At 63.7% G+C, this 25,316-nt stretch carries 24 protein-coding genes; 12 read left to right on the top strand and 12 right to left on the bottom strand.

Annotation, left to right across the window (positions count from 1 at the left end):
• Nucleotides 1–8 precede the first annotated feature (8 nt).
• From QEN71_RS22515 to QEN71_RS22475, 9 genes are all read left to right on the top strand, one after another.
• Nucleotides 9–848 carry an RNA polymerase sigma factor gene (locus tag QEN71_RS22515; RefSeq protein WP_201652067.1) on the top strand — a complete coding sequence of 280 codons (840 nt, stop codon included), beginning with the start codon at nt 9–11 and terminating at the stop codon, nt 846–848.
• Nucleotides 838–1,788: an anti-sigma factor family protein gene (locus QEN71_RS22510; RefSeq protein WP_201652069.1), complete on the top strand. Its 951-nt coding sequence runs from the start codon at nt 838–840 to the stop codon at nt 1,786–1,788. Before QEN71_RS22515 ends, QEN71_RS22510 begins: the two co-directional genes overlap by 11 nt.
• A gap of 201 nt (nt 1,789–1,989) precedes the next feature.
• Complete coding sequence (gene rpsF, locus QEN71_RS22505; RefSeq protein ID WP_201652071.1) at nt 1,990–2,364, top strand: 30S ribosomal protein S6; 375 nt, start codon at nt 1,990–1,992, stop codon at nt 2,362–2,364.
• Between the two features lie 76 nt (nt 2,365–2,440).
• Nucleotides 2,441–2,740, top strand: coding sequence for a primosomal replication protein N (gene priB, locus QEN71_RS22500; protein ID WP_201652073.1), 300 nt, complete (start codon nt 2,441–2,443; stop codon nt 2,738–2,740).
• A gap of 2 nt (nt 2,741–2,742) precedes the next feature.
• Nucleotides 2,743–3,018 carry a 30S ribosomal protein S18 gene (gene rpsR, locus QEN71_RS22495; RefSeq protein WP_012400321.1) on the top strand — a complete coding sequence of 92 codons (276 nt, stop codon included), beginning with the start codon at nt 2,743–2,745 and terminating at the stop codon, nt 3,016–3,018.
• A gap of 27 nt (nt 3,019–3,045) precedes the next feature.
• Nucleotides 3,046–3,498, top strand: a complete 453-nt coding sequence (rplI, locus tag QEN71_RS22490; RefSeq protein WP_201652075.1) for a 50S ribosomal protein L9 — start codon at nt 3,046–3,048, stop codon at nt 3,496–3,498.
• 174 nt (nt 3,499–3,672) lie between these two features.
• Nucleotides 3,673–5,061 carry a replicative DNA helicase gene (locus QEN71_RS22485; protein ID WP_201652077.1) on the top strand — a complete coding sequence of 463 codons (1,389 nt, stop codon included), beginning with the start codon at nt 3,673–3,675 and terminating at the stop codon, nt 5,059–5,061.
• Nucleotides 5,062–5,210: 149 nt separating this feature from the next.
• On the top strand, nt 5,211–5,837 hold the full coding sequence (locus QEN71_RS22480) for a DUF47 domain-containing protein (RefSeq protein WP_201652079.1): 627 nt from the start codon (nt 5,211–5,213) through the stop codon (nt 5,835–5,837).
• Nucleotides 5,837–6,847: an inorganic phosphate transporter gene (locus QEN71_RS22475; RefSeq protein WP_201652081.1), complete on the top strand. Its 1,011-nt coding sequence runs from the start codon at nt 5,837–5,839 to the stop codon at nt 6,845–6,847. Before QEN71_RS22480 ends, QEN71_RS22475 begins: the two co-directional genes overlap by 1 nt.
• Before the next feature lie 33 nt (nt 6,848–6,880).
• On the opposite strand, the gene QEN71_RS22470 is transcribed toward QEN71_RS22475, so the two are convergent.
• The 12 genes from QEN71_RS22470 to QEN71_RS22415 form a co-directional block, all read right to left on the bottom strand.
• A complete protein-coding gene (locus QEN71_RS22470; protein ID WP_201652083.1) occupies nt 6,881–7,687 on the bottom strand; it encodes an SDR family NAD(P)-dependent oxidoreductase in 807 nt (268 codons plus the stop codon).
• A 132-nt stretch (nt 7,688–7,819) separates the two neighbouring features.
• Nucleotides 7,820–8,887: a C40 family peptidase gene (locus QEN71_RS22465; protein WP_201652085.1), complete on the bottom strand. Its 1,068-nt coding sequence runs from the start codon at nt 8,885–8,887 to the stop codon at nt 7,820–7,822.
• A 255-nt stretch (nt 8,888–9,142) separates the two neighbouring features.
• On the bottom strand, nt 9,143–10,963 hold the full coding sequence (locus QEN71_RS22460) for a PhoH family protein (RefSeq protein WP_201652087.1): 1,821 nt from the start codon (nt 10,961–10,963) through the stop codon (nt 9,143–9,145).
• A gap of 365 nt (nt 10,964–11,328) precedes the next feature.
• Nucleotides 11,329–11,790 (bottom strand): peroxiredoxin, encoded by a 462-nt coding sequence (locus QEN71_RS22455; protein ID WP_201652089.1) that lies wholly within the window; start codon nt 11,788–11,790, stop codon nt 11,329–11,331.
• A gap of 218 nt (nt 11,791–12,008) precedes the next feature.
• Nucleotides 12,009–12,905 (bottom strand): polysaccharide deacetylase family protein, encoded by an 897-nt coding sequence (locus QEN71_RS22450; protein ID WP_201652091.1) that lies wholly within the window; start codon nt 12,903–12,905, stop codon nt 12,009–12,011.
• 12 nt (nt 12,906–12,917) lie between these two features.
• A complete protein-coding gene (locus QEN71_RS22445) occupies nt 12,918–13,964 on the bottom strand; it encodes a bifunctional UDP-4-keto-pentose/UDP-xylose synthase (protein ID WP_201652093.1) in 1,047 nt (348 codons plus the stop codon).
• Entirely contained in the window at nt 13,961–14,896 is a 936-nt protein-coding gene (locus QEN71_RS22440) for a formyltransferase (protein WP_201652095.1), read from the bottom strand. The genes QEN71_RS22445 and QEN71_RS22440 overlap by 4 nt, the downstream gene beginning before the upstream one ends.
• Nucleotides 14,893–15,942: a glycosyltransferase gene (locus QEN71_RS22435; RefSeq protein ID WP_201652097.1), complete on the bottom strand. Its 1,050-nt coding sequence runs from the start codon at nt 15,940–15,942 to the stop codon at nt 14,893–14,895. The genes QEN71_RS22440 and QEN71_RS22435 overlap by 4 nt, the downstream gene beginning before the upstream one ends.
• A 17-nt stretch (nt 15,943–15,959) precedes the next feature.
• Nucleotides 15,960–17,111, bottom strand: coding sequence for a DegT/DnrJ/EryC1/StrS family aminotransferase (locus QEN71_RS22430; protein WP_201652099.1), 1,152 nt, complete (start codon nt 17,109–17,111; stop codon nt 15,960–15,962).
• A 259-nt stretch (nt 17,112–17,370) separates the two neighbouring features.
• A complete protein-coding gene (locus QEN71_RS22425; protein WP_041763289.1) occupies nt 17,371–17,742 on the bottom strand; it encodes an SMR family transporter in 372 nt (123 codons plus the stop codon).
• A gap of 28 nt (nt 17,743–17,770) precedes the next feature.
• On the bottom strand, nt 17,771–19,576 hold the full coding sequence (locus QEN71_RS22420) for a glycosyltransferase family 39 protein (RefSeq protein ID WP_201652101.1): 1,806 nt from the start codon (nt 19,574–19,576) through the stop codon (nt 17,771–17,773).
• 406 nt (nt 19,577–19,982) lie between these two features.
• On the bottom strand, nt 19,983–20,357 hold the full coding sequence (locus QEN71_RS22415; protein WP_201652103.1) for an Mth938-like domain-containing protein: 375 nt from the start codon (nt 20,355–20,357) through the stop codon (nt 19,983–19,985).
• 456 nt (nt 20,358–20,813) lie between these two features.
• On the opposite strand from QEN71_RS22415, the gene QEN71_RS22410 reads away from it, so the two are divergent.
• From QEN71_RS22410 to thrC, 3 genes are read left to right on the top strand one after another with little or no spacing between them, the layout of a single operon-like run.
• Nucleotides 20,814–22,061 (top strand): pyridoxal phosphate-dependent aminotransferase, encoded by a 1,248-nt coding sequence (locus QEN71_RS22410; protein WP_290370823.1) that lies wholly within the window; start codon nt 20,814–20,816, stop codon nt 22,059–22,061.
• Nucleotides 22,062–22,118: 57 nt separating this feature from the next.
• A complete protein-coding gene (locus tag QEN71_RS22405; RefSeq protein ID WP_201652107.1) occupies nt 22,119–23,450 on the top strand; it encodes a homoserine dehydrogenase in 1,332 nt (443 codons plus the stop codon).
• A gap of 30 nt (nt 23,451–23,480) precedes the next feature.
• Nucleotides 23,481–24,929 carry a threonine synthase gene (thrC, locus tag QEN71_RS22400; protein WP_201652109.1) on the top strand — a complete coding sequence of 483 codons (1,449 nt, stop codon included), beginning with the start codon at nt 23,481–23,483 and terminating at the stop codon, nt 24,927–24,929.
• Nucleotides 24,930–25,316: the final 387 nt, after the last annotated feature.

Here is a 25,316-nt window from a genome sequence, read left to right as displayed (position 1 = left end):
GGCGATCGGTGAATGAGACCGGAAAACATGCGGCGAGCGGCGAACGCGCAAATGACGCGCGCGCCGAGGCGGCACGCAGTCTGCGTTTTCAGCAGATGGCGCTGCCGCATCTCGATGCCGCATACAACCTTGCGCGGTGGCTATGCGGCAACGGCCACGACGCGGACGACGTCGTGCAGGAAGCGTTCATGCGCGCATACCGTTTCTTCGACACATTCCACGGCGAGACCGCGCGGCCCTGGCTGCTCGCGATCGTGCGGCGCACGTGGTACACGGAATGGCGCAGGCGTTCGGGCGGCGTGAACGCGACGGTCGAATTCGACGAGAACCTCGACGACGAATCGTTCGAAGGCTGGAGTTCGAGTTCGCCCGATCCCGAAGCGCTGCTGATCCGCGACGAAGACACGCGGCTCGTGCACGAGGCGCTGGAATTGCTGCCCGTCGAGTATCGCGAGGTGCTGATCCTGCGCGAACTGGAAGAGCTGAGTTACCGCGAAATCGCGACGATCGCGGATCTGCCCGTCGGCACCGTGATGTCGCGGCTCGCGCGCGGTCGACGCAAGCTTGCGACGGCGCTGACGACGTTGCAATCGAAGGGGAGCGCGCGGCCAAAAGGCGGCGCGCGCGATGGAGGCGCTGCGCAGCGTGCGCCGGACGGGGCGGGCGGCGTATCGGGGGCGCGGCCGGCGGTGCGCGCGGCGTCCCGGACGGCCGGCTCGTCCCGCCCGGCGCACGACGGCGGCGCTGGATCGCCCGACACCCCACGCAAAACCGACAGCGGCTGGATGCCGCACGCTCCCGGCGCGTTGCCGGGCGGACTCGCACAGGAGGCGCCCGATGGACTGTAACGAAGCACGGCCGCTTCTCGATGCGAATGCGGACCATGAACTCACGCCGCCGCAATCGCGCGACGTGCAGCGGCATATCGAAAGCTGCGAGTCTTGCCGGAGGGAAAGCGAGATGGTACGGGCGATGAAGGGCGCGGTGCGCTCGGCCAATTACTATCGCGCGCCGGACGAACTGCGCGCGAGCATCCTGGCGGCGTTGCCGTCGACGGAACCGGCGGCGCCGGAACGGACAGTGCGCGAAAGCGAGCCAGAGCGTGAACGGCAGCGCGAACCGCGCGCGAGGCAGCGCAAGGGCTGGCTGGAGTGGCTGCAGTTGCCTCAACTGCCGAAAGGCGGCGGTTTCGGGCCGCTGGCGGGCGAGGGCGCGGGCGGCTCGATGACCGGAGGCTGGCAGCAGAGTGCAGCCTGGCGCGGCGGTCTTGCGCTCGCGTTTTGCGCGCTGGTCGCGGCGGGCGTCGCGGTGACGCTGCACCGGACGGGCGAACCGCTGCCGCTCGTCGACGAACTGGTGGCGAGCCACGTGCGGGCGCAGCTGTCGGGGCACGATATCGACGTGGTGTCGTCCGATCAGCACACGGTCAAACCGTGGTTCAACGGCAAGCTCGACTATGCGCCGCCCGTCGAGGATCTCGCGGCGAGCGGGTTTCCGCTGGCGGGCGGGCGGCTCGACTACGTCGGGCATCGGCGGGTGGCCGTGCTGACGTACCGGCACGCGAAGCACGTCATCGACGTCTACGTGTTCCCCGAGGACGACCGCTCGGCGGGCAAGCCGGGCCCGGCGCTGGTGCAGGACGGCTATGCCGTCGCCCGCTGGCGCGACGACGGCATGATGTGGTGGGCCGTGACGGACGCCGCGCCCGAAGCGTTGACGGCGCTGCAGACGGCGCTGACGGCGCGGCTGCATGGCGCGGAGCCGGGAGCGCCGTATTCGGGCAGTTGATAACTCTTGCCGGCAGACTTTTAGGGGCGACGGGCGCTTTTCGAGCGTCCGTCGCCCCTAAATCATTGAAAACACGCCCGAATTGCGCCTCCGCCCCGCGCTTTATCTTGCAAACAGTGCCGATTCAGGTTATATTCTTCGGCTTCTCACTTGCCACACCGGTTCCGACGCCCGGGTGGCTTTAATCCAAAAGGAGTGAACATGCGTCATTACGAAATCGTATTCATCGTGCACCCCGATCAAAGCGAGCAAGTGCCCGCGATGATCGAGCGTTACAAGTCCACGATCACGTCGCACGGTGGCCAGATCCACCGTATCGAAGACTGGGGCCGTCGCCAACTGGCCTACATGATCGAGAAACTCGCGAAGGCTCACTACGTCTGCATGAACATCGAATGCGACCAGACGACGCTCGACGAGCTGGAACACGCGTTCAAGTTCAACGACGCTGTTCTGCGTCACCTCATCGTCAAGATGAAGAAGGCCGAAACCGGCCCGTCGCCGATGATGAAGGAAGTGCAGCGCGAAGAAGCCAAGAAGGCAGCTGCAACGCAGTCGGCCGAAGCGCAGGCTTAAAGCAGAACCGTTAAGCCATCAGAGTCACCACGCGCCGCTAATCAGGTCACTACGCGGGCAACCGTAAAAGGAACCGATGAACCGGCTGCAACTCACGGCAAGCGTCGTCGAACGCGAACCGGTGCGGTATACCCCCGCCGGCGTTCCGATTGCAGGCTGTACGTTGCAACACCGCACGCAGGTCGTCGAAGCGGGCATTGCCCGAACCGTCGAACTGACCTTGCAGGCGGTTGCGGCCGGCGAAGCGAGCGGCAGGCTGGAGCGGGTTGAAATGGGCGTCGATACGCTCTTCACCGGCTTCCTGGCGAAGAAAAGCCGCAACGCGAGAACTCTGGTGTTTCACATCACAGAATTGCAGGACATTGGAAAGGACTAATCATGCCCCGCCCGACTGGTAAGAAATTCGACAAGCGTCGTCAGCAACAAAACCCGCTCTTCAAGCGCAAGAAGTTCTGCCGTTTCACGGCTGCAGGTGTCGAACAGATCGACTACAAGGACATCGATACGCTGAAGGACTTCATCGGCGAAAACGGCAAGATCACGCCGGCACGTCTGACGGGTACCAAGGCCCACTATCAACGCCAGCTCGACACGGCCATCAAGCGCGCACGTTTCCTCGCGCTGATGCCGTACACCGATCAGCACAAGGCCTAATCCGTCGACGTCACAAGGAGCATCCGAATGCAAATCATTCTTCTCGAAAAAGTCCTGAACGTCGGCAACCTGGGCGACATCGTCAAGGTCAAGGACGGTTACGCACGTAACTTCCTGATCCCGAACAAGAAGGCACGCCGCGCAACGAAGGACGCAATCGCTGAATTCGAAGTTCGCCGCGCAGAACTGGAAAAGGTCGCCGCTGAAAAGCTGACGGCTGCTCAGGCTCAAGGCGAAAAGCTGGCAGGTCTGACGGTTCAGATCGGCCAGAAGGCTGGCGTCGACGGCCGTCTGTTCGGTTCGGTCACGAACGCGGACATCGCTGCTGCACTGGGCAAGCAAGGCTTCGAAGTGGAAAAGGCGCAAGTGCGTCTGCCGGAAGGCCCGCTGAAGATCGTCGGCGACCATCCGGTCCAAGTGGCGCTGCACACGGACGTCCTCGTCGATGTCACGGTGTCGGTGCTGGGCGAGCACGTCTAAGCATCGCGCCAAGACAAGAAGTCAGATCGCCAGGAAATTTCTGGCGATGAAGGGCAGGGGCCGGGAAACCGGCCTCTGCCTTTTTTGTCTTCGCAATCATCGATTTACGTGTCCGAGCGGTTTGCGAAGCGAGCAGCTATCCCGTCGTCTCTATTTGTTCGATAATTCCACCCCATGAACGCACCGTCGAAAGATCCTCAAATCGAGTCGCTGAAAGTCCCGCCCCATTCTATCGAGGCCGAGCAATCGGTACTGGGCGGTCTGCTGCTCGACAACGCCGCATGGGACCGCATCGCTGACTTCCTCGCGCAAAGCGACTTCTACCGCTTCGACCACCGTGTCATCTTCGAGCACATCGGCAGGTTGATCGCGGCGACGCGTCCCGCCGACGTCGTGACCGTGTACGAAGCGCTGACCACCTCAGGCAAGGCCGACGACGTCGGCGGGCTCGCGTATCTGAACGCGCTCGCGCAGAACACGCCGAGCGCGGCCAACATCCGGCGCTATGCGGAAATCGTGCGCGACCGCGCGGTGCTGCGCCGCCTTGTGTCCGTGGCCGACGAAATTTCCGCCGACGCCTTCAATCCGCAAGGCAAGGAAGTCCGCCAGTTGCTCGACGAGGCCGAGTCGAAAGTGTTCTCGATCGCCGAAGACGGCGCGCGCGGCACGCAGGGCTTCCTCGAAATCGGGCCACTGTTGACGCAGGTCGTCGAGCGCATCGACACGCTGTATCACACGGCCAATCCGAGCGACGTGACGGGCACGCCGACTGGCTTCGTCGATCTGGACCGCATGACGTCGGGCATGCACGGCGGCGAACTGATCATCGTGGCAGGGCGTCCGTCGATGGGTAAGACGGCGTTTTCGATGAACGTCGGCGAATACGTGGCCGTCGAGTATGGTCTTCCCGTTGCCGTGTTCTCGATGGAAATGCCGGGCACGCAGCTGATCATGCGTATGCTCGGCTCCGTCGGCCGACTGGACCAGCATCGTATGCGAACCGGGCGTCTGACCGACGAGGATTGGCCGAAGCTCACGCACGCCGTGCAGAAAATGAGCGAGGCGCAGATTTTCATCGACGAAACGGGCGGCCTGAACCCGATGGAACTGCGCTCGCGCGCGCGCCGTCTGTCGCGGCAATGCGGCAAGCTCGGGCTGATCATCATCGACTATTTGCAGCTGATGAGCGGCTCGTCGTCGGGCGAAAACCGTGCGACCGAAATCTCGGAAATCTCACGTTCGTTGAAGAGTCTCGCCAAGGAACTCGACGTGCCCGTGATCGCGCTGTCGCAGTTGAATCGAGGCCTCGAACAGCGCCCGAACAAGCGCCCGGTGATGTCGGACTTGCGCGAATCAGGTGCAATCGAACAGGACGCGGACGTGATCCTGTTCATTTACCGCGACGAAGTCTACAACCCGGACAGCCCCGACAAGGGCACCGCCGAAATTATCATCGGCAAGCAGCGTAACGGTCCGATCGGCCCCGTTCGACTCACGTTCCATGGACAATTCACGAAGTTCGATAACTTTGCGGGTCCGCAGAATTTCTACGGCGGCGAGTAGCACATCTGGGCGCAAACGGGGAAACCCGGTTGCGCCTGGCGTTGCGCGCGCGCACAAAACCTGGGCGCGCGGCGCACTCGGGATGGTCCGGAAAGGTACAATGTTGCGGTTTTATGACAGCCACACCGTGACCATTTCCCGGGACCCCAATGTTCGGTCGATTCATGCCCACCGAGGGCAAATTCTTTGAAATCTTCAACGCGCACGCCAAGCACATCGTTTCCGGCAGCCGCGAACTCGAACTGTTGATCGATAACCTCGGCGACGCCGAGATTCACAAGCAAAACGTGCAAACGGCCGAAAAAGCGGCCGACAAACTGACGCACGAAACCATCGATCTGCTGCACAAGACCTTCATCACGCCGCTCGACCGCGACGAAATCCACAAGCTGATCACCACGATGGACGACATCCTCGACCTGATGGAGGACGTCGCCACGGCTATTTCGCTGTACGACGTGCGGGCCGTCACGTCGGAGGCGAGCCAGCTCGCCCACATTTCGACGGCTTGCTGCGAACGCGTGCAGGCGGCCGTTGGCATGTTGTCGGACATGAAGCAGGCGCGCGAGATCCTGAAAGCGTGCGAAGACATCGACCGTCTGGAGTCGGATGCCGACCGCGTGCTGCGCTCGGCGATGTCGAAGCTCTTCCGCGAAGAGGACGACGTCAAGACGCTGATCAAGCTGAAAGCGATCTACGAACTGCTCGAAGCGATCACGGACAAGTGCGAGGACGTGGCGAACATCATCGAAGGCATCGTGCTGGAAAACGCGTAATGCATTCGATACAACTCGCCATCTGGGCGGTCGCGACGCTCGTCGTCGTTGCGCTCGTCTTCGACTTCATGAACGGTTTTCACGACGCGGCGAACTCGATCGCCACGGTCGTGTCGACGGGCGTGCTGAAGCCGCAACAGGCCGTCGCGTTCGCGGCCGCCTTCAACGTCATCGCGTATTTCATTTTTCACCTGAAAGTCGCGCAGACGGTCGGCAAGGGCACGATCGACCCCGGCATCGTCGATCACTACGTCGTGTTCGGTGCGCTGGTCGGTGCGATCGGCTGGAACATCGTGACGTGGTACTACGGCATTCCGTCCAGCTCGTCGCATGCGCTGATCGGCGGACTGGTGGGCTCCGCGCTCGCGAAATCGGGCTGGGGCGCGCTGAACTGGGACGGGTTGCTGAAGACGATCGCGTTCATCTTCGTGTCGCCGCTGCTCGGTTTCGTGCTGGGCTCGTTCTTCATGCTGCTGGTGTCGTGGATCTATTTCCGCACGCCGCCGAGCAAGGTCGACCGGCGCTTCCGGCGGCTGCAGTTGCTGTCGGCGGGGCTGTACAGCCTCGGTCACGGCGGCAACGACGCGCAAAAGACCATCGGCATCATCTGGATGCTGCTGATCGCAACGGGCTACGCATCGTCCACGGGCGACGCGCCGCCGCTCTGGGTGATCGGCGCGTGCTATCTGTCGATGGGTCTCGGCACGCTGTTCGGCGGCTGGCGCATCGTGCGGACGATGGGACAGAAGATCACCAAGCTCAAGCCGGTCGGCGGTTTTTGCGCAGAGGCGGGCGGCGCGATCACGCTATTCGTTGCTTCGTTCCTCGGTATTCCCGTATCCACGACGCATACGATCACGGGCGCGATCGTCGGCGTCGGCGCGACACAGAAACTCTCGGCTGTGCGCTGGGGCGTCGCGGGCAATATCGTCTGGGCGTGGGTGCTGACGATTCCCGCCTCCGCCGTGCTCGCGGCGGCCGGCTGGTGGCTCGGTCACCGCATCTTCTAAAGCTCCAGAAGCTTCTAAAAAAGCGCGCCGCGCTCAGATCAGCGGCGCGCTGCCTCCATCCATCGGGACGATCGCGCCCGTCACATAGCTCGCGCGGCGGCTCGCCAAGAACAGCGCGACGTCCGCAATTTCTTCCGGTTTCGCGAAACGTCCGAGCGGCACGCTTGCTTCGCCGCGCGCCAGCGCTTCGGCCGAGTCGATGCCTTCGCGCGACGCTTCCAGCTTCAGCGCTTCGTCGACACGCTCCGTCAACGTCGCGCCCGGATTGATCGCGTTGATGCGGATGCCGTAGCGCGCGTAGTAGTGCGCGAGGCCGACCGTCGCGAGCATCAGCGCCGCATTGGCCGCGCCGCCCGCGATGTGGATGTCGCTCGCGATCTTGCCGCCCATCCCGATGATGTTGACGATCGTGCCGGGCTCCTTCGCAGCGCCCGATTTGACGCGCTCGGCCATGCGTTTCAGCACTTCCTGCTGCGGGTAGATGTACGGGAAATATTTGGCTTCCATCGTCGCCTTGAAGGCGGCGGCGTCTAGCGTTTCAGGATCGTAGCGGCGCGCGGCGCCCGCGCTGTTGATCAGAATGTCGATCGGGCCCACGGCGCTCGTCGCTTCCTCGACGACATCGGCGGCGCTATGCGGCTCATGCAGATCGGCGCGCGTCAGATGGACGTGCAAGCCTTCGCTCGCCAGCTGCTCGCGGGCGCGCGCGAGATTCGCGGGATCGCGCGATACGATCGCGACTTTCGCGCCTTCCTGTGCAAACGCGCGCGCGCACGCGAGTCCGATGCCCTTGCTGCCGCCCGTTATCAGAACCACTTTGTCTTTGAGACCAAGATCCATCGTCGTCACCCGCCATCAGGGAAGTGAGGGAAATATCGTCAAAAGATAGCAGAGGTGCGCGCTGACGGGTGGCGAATCGGGCAGGGCCGTCGAGGCGTGCCGCTTTGATCTCGCGATCCTGCGTCCACTCGATCAGTAATTGGCGAAACCGGCGATCGGGTCGTCGTTGGTCTGCGTCGGCGCGGGAACGGGGCGCGAGGCCGTCGACGCGCGCATGATCTGCACGCCGCCCGCTTCTCCGTTCGATCCGTTATACGACTGCGCCTGCCGGGCCTGACGCGCTGCCATGGCTGCGGGCGGCGGCGGTTCGTAGGCATCGGCGGCTGCGTCGATGGCGTCGGGTGCGGGTGCATTCGACACGTTCGGCGACACGGCGCCAGCCGCACGCGCCTGCATTTGTGCAGCGCTCATGCCGGGAGGCGGCGGTTCGAACTGATCGGCGGATGCTGTGGGCGGCGTGGCCGGCATCACAGGCGCTGTATTAGCGACGGGCGCGGCTTGCGTGCGCGACTGGGCGGCATAAGCGCTGGACACAGTGCGAGACACGCCACCCTGGGCTTCCGTAGCAGCGGCATCGCGTGGAGCTTCGGCGGTCGCCACAGCAGGCGTTGATGGCGCGGCAGCCTGATAACTCGGCGCATCGAATGGCGCCGGCTTGCTCAACGCAGGCGCGACCCGGCGGATGCCGTCGAAACGCTTCGCCCAATACGGATTGGTCAGATAGTCGAGCCGCACGGTGCCGCCCGTCGACGGCGCATTGACGAAGCGCAGCTTGCCGACGTAAATCCCGACGTGCGAATGCGGGCGCCCGGTCGTGTTGAAGAAGATCAGGTCGCCGGGCGCGACTTCGTCGGGTTCGACGGATTCGCCGCGCGAACTCATATCGGCGGTGGTGCGCGGCAGGTTCACCGAGGCCGCACGCTGCACGACGTAGTGTACGAGTCCGCTGCAATCGAAGCCGCTGTCGGGCGTGTTGCCGCCCCAGCGATACGGCACGCCGACGAGGCTCATCGCCTGAATCGAGATTTCTTCGCGGCCGATGCTGTGATCGACGAAACGGGGGAAGCCCGGCGGCGTCGTGCGATATGCGCCGCTTGAGGACGCAGACGATCCGCCCGAGCCGCGCACGGTCTTCTGCGGCGCGCCTGAGCAGGCGGCGAGCAGGGCGACGACCAACAGTGACAGCGCGAGGCGAAGCATGAAAGCACGGACGAGCGCAGACGCTCGCCAAAAGCCGACGATGTCCGATGGTAGCCCGCGTGACGGGCCTCTCGCAACAACTCTTGATGAATTACTTGAAGTTTACGCGCTAAATGTTGCTTTGCCCGGACGCTATACGCGCGCAAACCGTGTGTTGCTGAATGCACCACGCATAGAGTGCGTCACACAAGCGCAAATGAAAAAGCCGCTTCCGGGTTACACCGAAAGCGGCTTGAGAAGAAGCAAAAACGCGCGTTACAGAATATCCGACGCGTAATCCGCCAGACGCGAACGCTCGCCGCGCGCCAGCGTCACATGCCCGCTGTGCGCCCAGCCCTTGAAGCGATCGACGACATACGTGAGGCCCGAGCTGCCTTCCGTCAGATACGGCGTATCGATCTGCGCGATGTTGCCGAGACAGATGATCTTCGTGCCCGGACCCGCGCGCGTGACAAGCGTCTTCATCTGCTTCGGCGTCAGGTTCTGCGCCTCGTCGATGATCAGATACTTGTCGACGAACGTCCGGCCGCGCATGAAGTTCATGCTCTTGATCTTCAGGCGCGAGCGGATCAGTTCCTGCGTCGCCGCGCGGCCCCATTCGCCTGCGGCATCGTCCGTCTTCTGGAGCACTTCGAGGTTGTCGTCGAATGCGCCCATCCACGGCTGCATCTTTTCCTCTTCGGTGCCGGGCAGGAAGCCGATGTCCTCGCCGACGGGAACCGTCGCGCGCGTCACGATGATCTCGTTGTAGCGCTTGTCGTCGAGCACCTGCGCAAGGCCAGCCGCGAGCGCGACCAGCGTCTTGCCCGTGCCTGCCTGGCCGAGCAGCGTGACGAAGTCGATCTCGGGATTCATCAACAGGTTCAGCGCGAAGTTCTGCTCGCGGTTGCGCGCCGTGATGCCCCACACGTTGTTCTTGTGGTGGCCGTAGTCGCGCAGCGTCTGCAGCAGCGCCGTCTTGCCGTTCAGCTCGCGCACGATCGCGTGAAACGCCGGCTCGCCGTTTTGCGGCTCCAGATACACGAACTCGTTGACCAGCATCGACGCGCACAGCGGACCCGTCACGCGGTAATACGTGGTGCCCGTCTTCGTGTCCTGCCAGCTCTCCATGTCCTTCGCGTGCTTCGTCCAGAAGTCGGGCGGCAGCTGGCGAATGCCGGAGTAGAGCAGGTCCTTGTCTTCGAGAACCTGGTCGTTGAAGTAGTCTTCAGCGGGCAGGCCGAGCGCGTGCGCCTTGATGCGCATGTTGATGTCTTTAGACACCAGCACGACCTGGCGATCCTCACGGTCGCGCTGCAACGCGCGCACGACGCCGAGAATCTGGTTGTCGGCCTTGCCTTGCGGCAGGCCTTCGACGGGCTCGATATGCGTGAGCTTCGTCTGGAAATACAGACGTCCGAGCGCTTCGCGGCTGCCGAGACGCGCGAGGGGGATGCCTTCCGACATCTCGCCCGCGTTCGCGACGAGCGTATCCAGCGTGCGGCTCACCTGACGCGCGTTACGCGCGACTTCCGACATCCCCTTCTTGTGATTGTCGAGTTCTTCCAACGTCATCATGGGCAGATAGACGTCGTGTTCCTCGAAGCGGAAGAGGCAGGTCGGATCGTGCATCAGCACGTTGGTGTCGAGCACGAACAGCTTGCGGATTTCGACCTGTGCGCCTTTGGTCGCGCCTTTCTTCGTAGCCGTACGCGCCGGTTTGGCGCCGGCAGCGGCGGGCGCTTCTGCTTCGGCGGAACCCTTGCCGCGGCGCGCGACAACGGGCGCTGCCGTTTGCGCGTCGGCGGCGGGCGCGGACGGCACCGGCTGCAGCAACGCAGCCGTCTGCTTCGACTTGCGGCTGCGCGACGGCGCGGCTTCTTCAGTGGCGGGAACGGCGTGCGGGACAGGGCGCAGGGTGGTGGCCGCGTTGGCGGCGTGCGTCATCGGTGCGGCAACATTGGCGCGGCCATATTCGGCCGATGCGGCTTGCTCCCCTTCTTGCGCCTGTTTTCGACCAGGCTTTGCAGGCTTCGCCGTGTATTCATCAGGCGGCAACAGATTGCCGAGCTTGCTGGGGGGGGTAGGCAAAGGCATGGTTTCCCTCAAGTAAAGCGGGTCACAATTCTTCGCCGCCTGCCGCAAACTGTCGTGCGTTGTGCGCTCGCAATTTGCGTCCGGTGGCGCGTGTCGGATTAGTAATGCCGGTTCGCCTGGTTTTCGATCGGCTCCTTGACGAAAGTGCGCTGCGAACGACGCGAACAGCTTCGCGCAATGAAAAAAGCCGCCGCCCCGGCAACCGGGGCAAGCGGCTTGACTTCGGTCATCGCATTGCGCCTCATGGCTCGCCTCATTGCCGGAATCACTGCCTCGTGGTCAGCGACGACAACTACGCGATCTGCAGCGCAACTGCGGAAAAAAGTATGTGAACAGGCACTCATTGCGGCCCAATATAACGCGCCTCAAAGCGCTTGTACAGCCTCCAGAATCTCGTCGACATGCCCCGGCACTTTCACGCCGCGCCACTCGCGGCGCAACACGCCTTCGGCATCGATGACGAATGTGGAGCGCTCGATTCCCCGTACTTCTTTGCCATACATTTTCTTCAGTTTCATGACGCCGAAGAGCGTGCACAGCGTTTCGTCGGGGTCCGATACCAAGGTAAACGGCAATTCGAGCTTGGCCTTGAAGTTATCGTGCGAGCGCACGCTGTCGCGCGACACGCCGATGATCTCCGCGCCCGCCTTCTTGAACTTCGGATACAGGTCGCGGAACTGCAGGCCTTCCGTCGTGCAGCCGGGCGTGTTGTCTTTCGGATAGAAATACACGACGACCTTTTTGCCGCGCAGGCTGGACAGCGTGAAGTCGCCGCCGGTAGCCGGGGCGGTGAAGTCGGGAACGGGTTGATCGACTGCGATGGGCACGTGGTCCTCCGGTTGTTATCGGTGCCGGCGGCAGCGTGGGCTGCGCGCCTGAACTTTTTCTTCGGGGTTGCTTGGGGTGATTTCGCGGGGCGGCATCGGGACGGTCATGCGGCGCGTTGCGAGGCCGTCGTGGGCAGATTGCCCGGCCGGCGAACAGGACGGCGTGCATCGGGCGAGCGCGTATCCAACGAAGGAACGATACGCGGCCCCATGCACGGCTAGTCGGGCTGAACGATCAGTTCGCCGGAGCGGCCCGGAATTTCGCCCCACGTGACAGGGTACGACGGCAGTGTGTCGCGGTCTAGCGTGGCGTGGTAATCGCCCATCGTCGCGAACGTGTGGCCTTGCGCGCGCCAGCCGGCCAGCAGCTGCTCGAACACGGGCGCAAGCTTCTGGCCTTCGAGTTCTGCGTGCAGCGTGAACACCTGATCGTGCGGATTGTTTTCGGTGCGCTTCAGCATCCACGCGGCGACGTTGTCCGTGTCGATGCCATCGATGCCCAGCACTTCGTCGAGCGTGGGCAGCGTGGTCGGCATCTGCACATGCGACAGCGTGCGTCCGCCGACGACCGGGAAGTAAGGCGTATGTCCGCGTCCGTCGGACGCGTACTGCATGCCCCACGCGTCGATCTGCTCGAACGCGTGACCGTTCATCTGCCAGCCGGCCGCGCCGTGCGTGACGGGCGGCATGCCGAAGATGTCGGCGAAACGGTCGTGGCTCTTCTGCATCTGCGCGACGGTCCAGTCGCGCGGACGCGAACGCACGTTGTCCTGCCAGTAGACGTGATCCCACGTGTGGATGCCGCATTCGAAGCCGGCTTCGTGGATCGCGCGCATTTCCGAGCGGGCGCGCGCGCCGATGTCCGGCCCCGGCAGCAGCACGCCGTACATCAGCTGCTTCACGCCGTAGTGCTCGACCACGGAAGTGCGCGACACCTTCTTCAGAAAGCCCGGCCGCAGCACGCGGCGCATCGCCCAGCCGGTGTGATCCGGCCCAAGGCTGAAAAGGAACGTGGCGCGCGCCTTGTAGCGGTCGAAGATACGCGCGAGGTTCGGCACGCCTTCACGCGTGCCGCGCAACGTATCGACGTCGATCTTCAGGACGATCAAGGCCAAGAGCGGCAGCCTTTACTGTTGTTCGACGAGGGCGCGCGCTTCGGCGACATGGCCGCGGTACGCTTCGAAGATCTTCCGCAGGGCTTCGTCGAACGTCGATTGCGGCGCCCAGTTCAGTTCCTGCTTCGTGTTGTCGATCTTCGGCACGCGGTTCTGCACGTCCTGATAGCCCGAGCCGTAGTAGGCGCCCGACGACGTCTCGACCAGTTGCACCTTCTTCGCCATTTCCGCGTACTCGGGGAATTCGGCCGCAAGTGCCAGCATCTTGTGCGCGAGTTCGCGCACCGAGAAGTTGTTGGTCGGATTGCCGATGTTGTAGATCTTGCCCGTCGCGACGCCGTTCTTGTTTTCGATGATCTTCATCAGCGCGCTGATGCCGTCGTCGATATCCGTGAACGCGCGCTTCTGCGCGCCGCCGTCGACGAGGCTGATGTTTTCACCGCGCACGATATGGCCGAGGAACTGCGTGACCACGCGCGACGAACCTTCCTTCGGCGTGTAGATCGAGTCGAGGCCCGGGCCGATCCAGTTGAACGGACGGAACAGCGTGAAGTTCAGGCCTTCCATGCCGTAGCCCCAGATCACGCGGTCCATCAGCTGCTTCGAGCACGCGTAGATCCAGCGCGGCTTGTTGATCGGGCCGTAGGTGAGGGCGGACTCGTCCGGGTCGAACTGCTCGTCCGAACACATGCCATAGACTTCCGACGTCGACGGGAAGACGAGATGCTTGCCGTACTTCACGGCCGAACGGACGATGGGCAGATTCGCCTCGAAGTCCAGTTCGAACACGCGCAGCGGCTGCTTCACGTACGTGGCGGGCGTGGCGATCGCGACGAGGGGCAGGATCACGTCGCACTTCTTCACGTGATACTCGACCCACTCCTTGTTGATCGTGATGTCACCCTCGAAGAAATGCATGCGCTCGTGGTTCACGAGGTCACCGAGACGTTCGGTCTGCATGTCCATGCCGAACACTTCCCAGTCGGTCGTTTCGAGAATGCGCTTGGACAGGTGATGGCCGATGAAGCCGTTCACACCCAGAATCAGGACTTTTTTCATGCGTTACGGAAAGATTGAGTGAGCTGGGTGAATTCGGCGGGGGTGACGACGCGCTCGTTGCCGTCGCGCTGATGCCGCAATTCGTGGATGGCGACCACGCGGCCGTCGCCGCATGTCGCAAAAAAGCCATTATCGCCTACGTGGATGCCGGGCGGCAAATCCCCGCCGGCCGCACCGGGCTGCGCGAGACGCGCCCGCGCCACGACGAAGCGCTCGCCGCCGATCTCCGTGAACGCGCCCGGATAAGGCGGCGCCACGGCGCGAATCAGGTTGTAGACCTGCTGGCCGCTCTGGCTGAAGTCGAGGCGTCCGTCTTCCGGCTTGCGTCCGCCGAAATAGCTGCCGTGCGCGAGGTCGTTCGGCAGATGCGGCGCTTCGCCTTTCAGCAGCGCGGGCAGCACGCGCCAGAGCGTCTGCTCGGCGGCGACCGTCACCTTGTCGAACACCTGGGCGGCCGTGTCGTCGGGCAGGATGGGCACGGGCGTCTGCGCAATGATCGCGCCTGCGTCCGGCTTCGCGGCCATTTCATGCAGCGTCGCGCCCGTTTCCGTCTCGCCGTTCAGCACGGCCCAGTTGGTAGGCACGCGCCCGCGATACTTCGGCAGCAGCGATCCGTGCATGTTGTACGCGCCGCGCGGTGCGACGGCGAGCAGATCGACGGGCAGCATGTGCCGGTAATAGAACGAGAAGATGAAGTCGGGCTGCGCGGCGACGATGCGCGCGCGCAACTCGGGGCTCTTCGGATCGGCGGGCGTGACGACGGGAATGCCGTGCTCGGCCGCGACCGACGCCACGCTGCCGAACCAGATGTTTTCCGTCGGGCTGTCTTCGTGCGTGACGACGAGGGCCACCTCGACGCCGCGCGCGAGCAGCGTCTGCAGACAGCGCACACCCACATTGTGATACGCGAAGACAACGGCGCGCGGCTTCATGCGCCTTGTCTCCGTTCGTCGCGCGCGATGGGCGAGGGCTGCATGCCCTGCACGACCGATTGACGCGGCTGCGCCGTCACGGGTTCGCCGTCGCGTTGTTCGAGAATGGTCTGCACCAGATAACGCGGACGCGCGCGCACCTGCTGATAGATGCGGCCGATGTATTCGCCGAGCAGCCCGAGCGCGAAGATGATCACGCCGAGCATGAAGAACGTGATGGCGAACAGCGTGAACACACCTTGCACTTCCGCGCCGAGGATGAAGCGGCGAATCAGCAGCAGCACGAACAGCGCCGCCGAGCCCATCGAGAGAATCACGCCGATGAACGACAGCCATTGCAGCGGCACGACCGAGAAACCCGTCACCAGGTCGAAGTTAAGGCGGATCAGGCTGTAGATCGAATACTTCGATTCGCCCGCGAAGCGCTCTTCGTGCGCGACCTCGATTTCGACGGGGTTTTGCGCGAACGTGTAGGCGAGCGCGGGAATGAACGTGTTCACTTCGCCGCAGCGGTTGATGGTGTCGATCACGTGACGGCTATACGCGCGCAGCATGCAGCCCTGATCGGTCATCTTGATGCGCGTGATGCGCTCACGCAGACGGTTCATCGCCAGCGACGCCTTGCGCCGCCACAGGCTGTCGCGGCGCTGCATGCGGATCGTGCCGACGTAGTCGAAGCCTTCGCGCATCTTCGCGCACAGCTTGCCGATTTCTTCGGGCGGATTCTGCAGGTCGGCGTCGAGCGTGACGACGATCTGGCCGCGCGACTGCTCGAAGCCCGCGAGAATCGCCATGTGCTGGCCGTAGTTGCCGTTCAGCAGGATTACGCGCGTGGTGTCGGGGCGCGCACGGAACTGGTCGGCGAGCATGGCGGGCGACCGGTCGCGGCTGCCGTCATTGATGAAAATCACCTCATAGCTCGTGCCGAGCGCGTCGAGCGCCGGGTACAGGCGCGAGAACAGCGCGCCGAGTCCTTCTTCCTCGTTGTAGACGGGGATGACGACCGACAGTTCGGGAGCGACCGTGCGTGGGTCCGATTGATTCATTTCCCTGGATTTCCGCTTTATTGACCGTATTGTTCGCAAGTCTCGTTGACGGCGCGGCAGACGCGCTCGACATCGCCTTCATTCATCAGCGTGAAGAGCGGCAGCGTGACCGTGGTCGCGCCGTAGTGCTCCGCATGCGGATACATGCCTTCCTTGTAACCCATCGCGCGATACAGCGAGAACAGGTGGATGGCCGGGTAGTGCATGCCCGTGCCGATGCCGCGTTCCTTCATCTGTTCCATGAAGCCGGCGCGACTGATTGACAGGCGCGCGAGCGGCAGCGTGATGAGGAACATGTGCCAGTTGGTGTTCTCGAAGTCCGCCAGCGGCAACCCCATGCCGAGCTTGACGGCAGCGCCGCCTTCGAACCCCGTAAAGTATGCGCGCGCCAGTTTGTGGCGCTGCGTGCGGAAGCGCTCGATATGCTGCAACTGCCCGAGGCCGACGCGCGCGGCGACGTCCGTCAGGTTGTACTTGCCGCCCAGCAGATCGCAATCCATGCCGTCGAAGCCCGTGCGCGTGATGCCCTGCAGCCGGTACTTCTGCGCGAGGATAGCTTCCTCTTCGTTGTTTAGCACCAGCGCGCCGCCTTCGATCGACGTCAGGTTCTTGTTCGCGTGGAAGCTGAACGAGACGATGTCGCCGAGCTTGCCGATGCGCTCGCCGTTCCACGTCGCGCCGAACGCCTGCGCGGCGTCCTCGATCACGCGCAGCTTGTGCGCGCGGGCGATCGCGTAGAGCCGGTCCATGTCGACGGGCAGGCCGGACAGGAAGACCGGGATGATCGCCTTCGTGCGCGGCGTGATCGCCTTTTCCATCAGATCCAGATCGATGTTGCGCGTGACGGGGTCGATATCGACGAACACGGGCGTCGCGCCCACTTCGAGGATCACGTTGCTCGTCGCGACCCACGACGCGGGCGTCGTGATGACTTCGTCGCCGGCGCCGACGCCCGCGATACGCAGACCGATTTCCAGCGTTGCCGTGCCCGAGTTGAAGGTGCGCACCGGGCGGCCGCCGCAGTATTCCGACAACGCCTTTTCGAACGCCTGGTTCTGCGGGCCCGTCGTGATCCAGCCGGAGCGGAGCACGTCGACTACACCGCTGATCGTTTCTTCATCGATCTCAGGACGCACGAACGGCAAAAACGGAACGGATGACTGGGTCATGGATGGTTGTGTTCGCTATAAAAAAGGGTCACGGGCCACAGCGCCTGACAAAGCCCGAAGCGCGAGCTTTAGTCAAACTCTATCGCCGAGCCTGTGTTAATTGCCGCGCATGTGTTCCACGGCGCAACGCGGCGGCGATGATGTGCGGTTTCGGCTGTAATGTCCAGCGCTCGAAACAATTCAGAAGACATTAGCAGACCTGCGCGAGCTTGCCAGGGCTTTAGCTCTAGAGCCACAGCATCCGCGCGCGGTTCGCGCGTCAGCTGCGCGCGACGATGAACACGCCGACGAGAATCACGCCGATGCCGATCAGCCGTTGCGCCGACAGCACTTCGCCGAACAGGTACCACGCCGCGAACGCGTTCACGACGTAGCCGAGCGACAGCATCGGATAGGCGATCGACACGTCCACGCGCGACAGCCCGACGATCCACACGACCACGCTCAGCACGTAGCAGGCAAGCCCGCCGATGATGGGCAGCTGCGTCGCGATCCGCCAGCCGATGGGGATGATGTTCGACAGCGTGAAGTCGAAGTGGCCGACGGCGTTGGTGCCGGCCTTCAGGAGCAATTGGGCCGTCGCGTTGAGCGCGACGCCCGCGAGGATGCAGAAAAGGGAAATCGGGTTCATCGAAGAGATGTTCGGGTGAAGAATGCGGTCAGGGCTGGGGCTGCGTGGCGCCCGTACCGGCGGCCGGGTTTGCACCCGCATCGCCGGACAGCGGCTTTTCGACGATCACGCGGCGGGCGTCGCGCGCGACGACGGTCATCGGCAGATGCTGCGCGCTGAACTCCTTGTAGCGGTCGGGCGACATCAGCGCCAGCGCGTAGCGGTCGGCCTTCCAGCGCTCGACCCATTGCGGGATCGTCGGCACCCATTTTTGTGGCTCGACGGAGACGCCGAACGCCAGTTCGTCGGCATGCTCGACCATGATCGTCGTATGGCCGACGTAGAACGGCAGCGTGTGATCGAGGACGCCGACCGAGTAGAACGGCGTGTCGGCGGGCAGTTTCGCGAGCGCGGCCTTCACCGCGGGCGCGAGCGGCGCGCCCGACGACAGCCGGCCGAACGCGTCGTGGCCCGTGCCCGCGATCGTCGCGAGCAGCACCCAGCCGATGCCGAACGCCGTTGCCGCGCCGACGATGCCCGTCGACTGCGACCCGCTCGGGGCGACGGTCGATCCATTCGCCGAACCATTCAGCGCACCGGCCGCGGCCATCTGCCGGCGCCGGTTGAGCCAGATCGCGATGACGGTAAAGACGAACCCGACGGCGAGCGCCGCGAAAACCCAGTTGCGGAATTCGAGGTAGAGCGCGTTCGGATTGCGCGCGTCGCCGAGACGCCCCAGAAACACCGCGCCGAAGCCGCCCGCGACGAGAAACAGCGCGTAGCCCGTCAGATGCCGGTGAAACTGCTCCCGCGTGACGAGGGGCAGATACATGCCGATCACCAGCGCGATCGCGGGCGCGATCGGCAGCGTGTATGACAGCAGCTTCGAGTGCGAGGCGCTGAAGAACAGGAAGATGAAAGCCGTCCACACGAACAGCAGCGTGATCGGCGCGAAGCCGTTCGCCTGGCGCGGCATGCGCAGCGCGTGCCGCGCGCTCTGCACGGTCACGGACAGCCACGGCAGAAAGCCGACCAGCATCACGGGCACGAAGTAGTACCACGCGCCGGGGCGGTTCTGCTCGGGCGTCAGATAGCGCCTGAACTGCTGGACGATGAAGAAGAAGTTGAAGAACTCGGGATTGCGATCCTGCACGAGCACGAACCACGGCGTGACGACCGCGAAGAACACGATCAGCCCGCTCACGAGATACAGGCGCTTCCAGAGCGCCCAGTCGCGCGCGATGATGGTGTACAGCACGAGCACGGCGCCCGGCAGGATCAGACCGACCAGACCCTTCGACAGCACCGCGAGCGCCATCGACGCCCACACGGCCCACATCCACAGTCGCTGCTCGCGCGCGGCGAGCCCCGGGCGCTGCGCGAGCAGCAAGCCGCACAGCGTCAGTTCCATCCAGAACGACAGGCCCATGTCGAGCGTGTTGAAGTGGCCCATCAGATACCAGTACGGTGCGCTCGCCAGCACGACGGCGGCGAAGAAGCCCGTCGCGACGTTGAACACCCGCGCGCCCGTGTAGCCGATCAGCAGCACCCCGGCGAAGCCCGTCAGCGCCGTGTAGAGGCGCGCCTGCCACGCGCCGATGCCGAACCATGCAAACGACAGCGCGTTCGCCCAGGTTTGCAGCGGCGGCTTCTCGAAGTACTTGTAGCCGTTGTAGCGCGGCGTGATCCAGTCGCCCGTAAGGAACATCTCGCGCGCCATTTCCGCGTAGCGGCCTTCGTCGCTCGGCAGCAGGTGCCGCCAGCCGAGCGGCACGAACCAGATCACAGCGAGCGTGAGCACGAGCAGCAGGACCGTCGTGCGATTGAGCGTCAGCCCGGACGGCTTGTCGTTCATGTTTGTTTCAACCTTTGTCGGCGCCGCTGTCGCGGCTACTTTCTTATACCGTTCGGACAGGTGTCCGTTGCTGCGGCGCGTCGGGCCGGCGCTCAGCGCGAATCCCGACCGTGCGTGCCGCCGGCGCGCAGGCGGGTCGTGCACGATGTGCCCGCTCCGCGTGAGACGCGGCGCTGCCCGCCGGTGCGGATTGTCCCTGCGAGAGCCTTAGCGCAACCTTATGGCGACCGGGCTGCGGGCCCGGCTGCCGCGTCCGTTTGCGGGCGCACGCCGATCGGCGCGAAGGCCATGCGCAGACAGCGCAAAGGGCGCGCGAGCCCACGCAGGCGCGCAGTGTACTTGATTCGTAAGACACCCAAGCCAAAACCGCGGTGCCGCGCCGTTCGGGGCGCGCAGAACGCCGCGTCTAGCTCTCGATCAGCAGCGCGGCCGCGACCTTGCGGCCTTCCGCCATCAGGATGTTGTACGTGCGGCAAGCGGCCTTGAAATCCATCGTCTCGACGCCGATCCGGTTTGCGGCGAGCGCGGCCGTCAGGCGCGGATGCGGGAAGCGCAGACGCTCGCCGCTGCCGAAGATGACGACTTCCGGCGCGGGCTCGATCAGAAGCGCGAAGTGTTCGGCCGAAAGGGCCTCGAACGACGACACCGGCCAGCTGATGACGGGGCCCGCCGGCAGCACGATGATGCTGCCCGAATGACGTACGAGATTGATATCGACGTAGCCGGCGCCGTAGCCCGTGACGGTGTTCAGGGCGCCGCTTGAATCCTGGTGTAATTTCAAACTGGTTTTCCGTGGTCGTCGTAAGACATGCAGTCGCGTTTCGACCGGCATGAAGAGGCCCGGGTTCAATGCCACAGGCGCGTCAGGAACGCACGCAATTCGTGTCCGAGCCTTGCGCGGCCTTGCGTGGTGCATTGCGGAAGTCGGCCAAAATCCGCTAAATTATAACTTTTTAGCCGCCCGGCGGCTCCCCGCGAGGTTTGCGCGCTGCCACAAGCCGCGCCCGCCAGGCTGGCGACTACGCCCGCCGTTGCCAGTGGGGTGCCCGGAACGCGTCGGCAGAGGCGCCATCCGAACGCCTGCCAGGCCCACGCAGCTTGCAGCCGCGCGCCGCCGACGTCCCGCATCATGCACTGCGCCTGCCCGCGCCGCGCGGCTGTCGCCGTTCCCGTTCTCATGGCTTGCCCGCTGCGTGGGGCGAGAGCTCTGTGGTTCCGCTCATTTATCCAGGATGAAGTGCCCGTCGTGAAACCGATACTCAAATCCAACAAGCTGTTGAACGTCTGCTACGACATTCGCGGGCCCGTTCTCGAACATGCGAAGCGCCTCGAAGAGGAAGGCCATCGCATCATCAAGCTGAACATCGGCAATCTGGCGCCGTTCGGCTTCGACGCGCCGGACGAGATCATCCAGGACATGATCCGCAACCTGCCGGAATCGTCGGGTTACTCGGATTCGAAGGGCGTGTTCGCCGCGCGCAAGGCGATCATGCATTACGCGCAGCAGAAGAAGGTCGTGGGCGTCGAACTGGACGACATCTACATCGGCAACGGCGCGTCCGAGCTGATCGTGATGGCGCTGCAGGCGCTGCTGAACGACGGCGACGAAGTGCTGCTGCCCGCGCCCGACTATCCGCTGTGGACGGCGGGCGTGAGCCTGTCGGGCGGCACGCCCATCCATTACATCTGTGACGAGTCGAACGCGTGGATGCCCGACCTCGACGATATCCGCGCGAAAATCACGCCGAACACGAAGGCGCTCGTCGTCATCAACCCGAACAACCCGACGGGCGCGCTGTATTCCGACGAACTGCTGCTCGGCCTGATCGAGATCGCGCGCCAGCACGGCCTCGTGATCTTCGCGGACGAGGTCTACGACAAGATCGTCTACGACGGCAAGACGCACACGTCGATGGCGTCGCTGTCGGAAGACGTGCTCACCGTCACGTTTAACAGCCTGTCGAAGAGCTACCGTTCGTGTGGCTATCGCGCGGGCTGGATGTGGGTGTCGGGCCTGACGGGCGAGAACCGCCGCCGCGCGAAGGACTACTTCGAAGGACTCGGCATTCTGGCGTCGATGCGCCTGTGCCCGAACGTGCCCGGCCAGTATGCTATCCAGACGGCGCTCGGCGGCTATCAGAGCATCAACGAACTGATCGCGCCGGGTGGACGCCTCTACAAGCAGCGCGAACTCGCGTACGACATGCTGACGGCCATTCCCGGCGTGACCTGCGTGAAGCCCGAGGCCGCGCTGTACATGTTCCCGCGCCTCGATCCGAAGATGTACCCGATCGAAAACGACCAGCAGTTCATTCTCGATCTGTTGCTGGAAGAGCGCGTGCTGCTCGTGCAGGGCAGCGGCTTCAACTGGAAGACGCCGGATCATTTCCGCGTCGTGTTCCTGCCGAACATCGACGATCTCGCCGATTCGATCAACCGGATCGCGCGTTTCCTCGACGGCTATCGCAAACGCCACGCGGCCTGAGCGCAGACCATCGCGCCCGAACCGATTTACCAATCACTCACTCGAAATACACGCTGCATGGAACCGATCAAAGTTGGACTGCTGGGCTTCGGCACGGTAGGCAGCGGCACCTTCACGGTACTGCGCCGCAACCAGGAAGAAATCAACCGACGCGCGGGCCGCGGCATCGAGATTGCGCGCATTGCCGTGCGCAATCCCGCCAAGGCGACGGCCGCGCTCGGCAACGAAGCGGGCACGGTGGCGATCACCGATGACTTCGGCTCGGTCGTCGACGATCCGTCGATTGATATCGTCGCCGAGATGATCGGCGGCACGGGCATTGCGCGCGAACTCGTGCTGCGCGCGATCGGCAACGGCAAGCATGTCGTCACAGCCAACAAGGCGCTGCTCGCCGTGCACGGCACGGAAATTTTCGAGGCGGCGCGCGCGAAGGGCGTGATGGTCGCGTTCGAAGCGGCCGTCGCGGGCGGCATCCCGATCATCAAGGCGCTGCGCGAAGGCCTCACGGCGAACCGCATCCAGTACATCGCGGGCATCATCAACGGCACGACGAACTACATCCTGTCGGAGATGCGCGACCGCGGCCTCGACTTTGCGACGGCGCTGAAGGCCGCGCAGGAACTCGGCTACGCGGAAGCGGACCCGACTTTCGACATCGAAGGCGTCGACGCCGCGCACAAGGCCACGATCATGAGCGCGATCGCGTTCGGCGTGCCCGTGCAGTTCGACAAGGCCTATGTGGAAGGCATCAGCAAGCTGGCCGCGATCGATATCAAGTATGCGGAAGAACTCGGTTATCGGATCAAGCTGCTGGGCATCGCGCGACGCGCCGATCAAGGCATCGAACTTCGCGTGCATCCCACGCTGATTCCGGCCAAGCGGTTGCTCGCCAATGTGGAAGGCGCGATGAATGCGGTGGTGGTGCGTGGCGATGCAGTCGGCGCGACGCTGTACTACGGCAAGGGCGCGGGCGCGGAGCCGACGGCTTCCGCCGTGGTCGCCGATCTCGTCGACGTGACGCGCCTGCATACGGCTGACCCCGAGCATCGCGTGCCGCATCTGGCGTTCCAGCCGGACCGTCTGTCGAACACGCCGATCCTGCCGATCGACGAAGTGACGAGCGGCTATTACCTGCGTCTGCGCGTCGCCGACGTGACGGGCGTGCTGGCCGACATCACGCGTATCCTGGCCGACACGGGCATCTCGATCGACGCGCTGCTGCAGAAGGAATCGGAGCACGTCGACGCGTCGAAGAAGGGCGAGACGGACATCATTCTGATCACGCACGAGACGGTCGAAAAGAACGTCAACGCGGCGATCGCGAATATCGAGGCGCTGAAGACGGTCGTGTCGAAGGTGACGAAGCTGCGCATGGAAGCGCTGGACTGACGCACCGCACACACGTAACGAGGCAAGCTCATGAACTACATTTCCACGCGCGGCGCCGGCATCGGCGAGCGCCATACGTTTTCCGACATCCTGCTCGGCGGTCTCGCGAAGGATGGCGGCCTGTATCTGCCGAACGAGTATCCGAAGGTCTCGGCGGATGAACTCGCGCGCTGGCGCACGCTGTCGTACGCGGATCTCGCGTTCGAAATCCTGCGCAAGTTCAGCGACGACATTCCCGCCGACGATCTGCGCGAACTGACGCGCCGCACGTACACCGCGCAGACGTACTGCAACGTGCGCGACGAAGAGAATGCCGCGCAGATCACGCCGCTCAAGACGCTTGGCGTCGAGAACGGCGCGCCGCTGTCGCTGCTCGAACTGTCGAACGGTCCGACGCTCGCGTTCAAGGACATGGCGATGCAGTTGCTCGGCAACCTGTTCGAGTACACGCTCGCGAAGCACGGCGAAACGCTGAACATTCTCGGCGCGACGTCCGGCGACACGGGCAGCGCCGCCGAATACGCGATGCGCGGCAAGAAGGGCATTCGTGTCTTCATGCTGTCGCCGCACAAGAAGATGAGCGCGTTCCAGACCGCGCAGATGTATTCGCTGCAGGATCCGAACATCTTCAACATCGCTGTGGAAGGTGTGTTCGACGATTGCCAGGACATCGTCAAGGCGGTGTCGAACGATCACGCATTCAAGGCGCAGCAGAAGATCGGCACGGTGAACTCGATCAACTGGGCGCGCGTGGTCGCGCAGGTCGTGTACTACTTCAAGGGCTATTTCGCGGCGACGAAGAGCAACGACGAGCGCGTGTCGTTCACGGTGCCGTCGGGCAACTTCGGCAACGTGTGCGCGGGACACATCGCGCGCATGATGGGCTTGCCGATCGAAAAGCTGGTCGTTGCGACGAACGAAAACGACGTGCTCGACGAGTTTTTCCGCACGGGGATTTATCGCGTGCGCAAGTCGGCGGAGACGTATCACACGAGCAGCCCGAGCATGGACATTTCGAAGGCGTCGAACTTCGAGCGTTTCGTGTTCGATCTGCTCGGGCGCGATCCGAAGCGCGTGCTGCAACTGTTCCGCGATGTCGAAGAGAAGGGCGGTTTCGACTTGCAGGCGAGCGGCGATTTCGCGCGCGTGCAGCAGTTCGGTTTCGTGTCGGGACGTAGCGATCACGACGATCGCGTCGATACGATCCGCGACGTGTTCCAGCGGTATGACACGATGATCGATACGCATACTGCCGATGGCGTGAAGGTCGCGCGCGAGCATCTGCAGGCGGGTGTGCCGATGGTGGTGCTGGAGACCGCGCAGCCGATCAAGTTCGGCGAGACGATTCGCGAAGCGCTGGAGCGTGAGCCGGAGCGTCCGGCGGCGTTCAGTGGGCTCGAGAGTTTGCCTCAACGGTTTGAGGTGCTGCCCAATGATGCGCAGCGGGTTAAGGAGTTTGTTGCTGCGCATACTCGGTGATCGGTTCGGTTTTTTGCTTTTTGCTGCGCTGGCATCCGCGATTTCGTTTCTGTACTTCATGCGTTGCCCCTGTGCGGGGCGGCACCTACTTTTCTTTGCAGCGGCAAAGAAAAGTAGGCAAAAGAAAGCCGCTTTTGTACCTCCGGTGCCCGCCCGGATACCGCTTCGGCACATGTTCTTTGAGCTATCGCGCAGCGACCTCCGCACTCCGTAGAAAGCCCGCAGTCAACCGCGCACAGCGCGAAAACTCCACACACAATCCGGAGCACATACCACCGCAATCACTCCGACGGCAAACACACAAATACAAGCCGACCGAATGTGCCCCAAGTAGATGTCATCTTTCGCGCCGCGCGCGCCTGACTGCGGGCTTTCTACGGAGAGTTT

Source organism: Paraburkholderia sabiae (genome assembly GCF_030412785.1).
In the GTDB taxonomy this organism is placed as follows: domain Bacteria; phylum Pseudomonadota; class Gammaproteobacteria; order Burkholderiales; family Burkholderiaceae; genus Paraburkholderia; species Paraburkholderia sabiae.
The sequence above is the reverse complement of the archived record's forward strand: the minus strand, read 5'-3'. Positions and strand labels throughout refer to the sequence as shown.

Excerpts from the sequence above, each read along its gene's own strand:
- QEN71_RS22510 (WP_201652069.1), top strand. The coding sequence starts at position 838 with ATGGACTGTAACGAAGCACGGCCGCTTCTCGATGCGAATGCGGACCAT.
- rpsF (WP_201652071.1), top strand. The coding sequence starts at position 1,990 with ATGCGTCATTACGAAATCGTATTCATCGTGCACCCCGATCAAAGCGAG.
- priB (WP_201652073.1), top strand. The coding sequence starts at position 2,441 with ATGAACCGGCTGCAACTCACGGCAAGCGTCGTCGAACGCGAACCGGTG.
- rpsR (WP_012400321.1), top strand. The coding sequence starts at position 2,743 with ATGCCCCGCCCGACTGGTAAGAAATTCGACAAGCGTCGTCAGCAACAA.
- rplI (WP_201652075.1), top strand. The coding sequence starts at position 3,046 with ATGCAAATCATTCTTCTCGAAAAAGTCCTGAACGTCGGCAACCTGGGC.
- QEN71_RS22485 (WP_201652077.1), top strand. The coding sequence starts at position 3,673 with ATGAACGCACCGTCGAAAGATCCTCAAATCGAGTCGCTGAAAGTCCCG.
- QEN71_RS22480 (WP_201652079.1), top strand. The coding sequence starts at position 5,211 with ATGTTCGGTCGATTCATGCCCACCGAGGGCAAATTCTTTGAAATCTTC.
- QEN71_RS22475 (WP_201652081.1), top strand. The coding sequence starts at position 5,837 with ATGCATTCGATACAACTCGCCATCTGGGCGGTCGCGACGCTCGTCGTC.
- QEN71_RS22470 (WP_201652083.1), bottom strand. The coding sequence starts at position 7,687 with ATGGATCTTGGTCTCAAAGACAAAGTGGTTCTGATAACGGGCGGCAGC.
- QEN71_RS22465 (WP_201652085.1), bottom strand. The coding sequence starts at position 8,887 with ATGCTTCGCCTCGCGCTGTCACTGTTGGTCGTCGCCCTGCTCGCCGCC.
- QEN71_RS22460 (WP_201652087.1), bottom strand. The coding sequence starts at position 10,963 with ATGCCTTTGCCTACCCCCCCCAGCAAGCTCGGCAATCTGTTGCCGCCT.
- QEN71_RS22445 (WP_201652093.1), bottom strand. The coding sequence starts at position 13,964 with ATGAAAAAAGTCCTGATTCTGGGTGTGAACGGCTTCATCGGCCATCAC.
- QEN71_RS22440 (WP_201652095.1), bottom strand. The coding sequence starts at position 14,896 with ATGAAGCCGCGCGCCGTTGTCTTCGCGTATCACAATGTGGGTGTGCGC.
- QEN71_RS22435 (WP_201652097.1), bottom strand. The coding sequence starts at position 15,942 with ATGAATCAATCGGACCCACGCACGGTCGCTCCCGAACTGTCGGTCGTC.
- QEN71_RS22430 (WP_201652099.1), bottom strand. The coding sequence starts at position 17,111 with ATGACCCAGTCATCCGTTCCGTTTTTGCCGTTCGTGCGTCCTGAGATC.
- QEN71_RS22425 (WP_041763289.1), bottom strand. The coding sequence starts at position 17,742 with ATGAACCCGATTTCCCTTTTCTGCATCCTCGCGGGCGTCGCGCTCAAC.
- QEN71_RS22420 (WP_201652101.1), bottom strand. The coding sequence starts at position 19,576 with ATGAACGACAAGCCGTCCGGGCTGACGCTCAATCGCACGACGGTCCTG.
- QEN71_RS22405 (WP_201652107.1), top strand. The coding sequence starts at position 22,119 with ATGGAACCGATCAAAGTTGGACTGCTGGGCTTCGGCACGGTAGGCAGC.
- thrC (WP_201652109.1), top strand. The coding sequence starts at position 23,481 with ATGAACTACATTTCCACGCGCGGCGCCGGCATCGGCGAGCGCCATACG.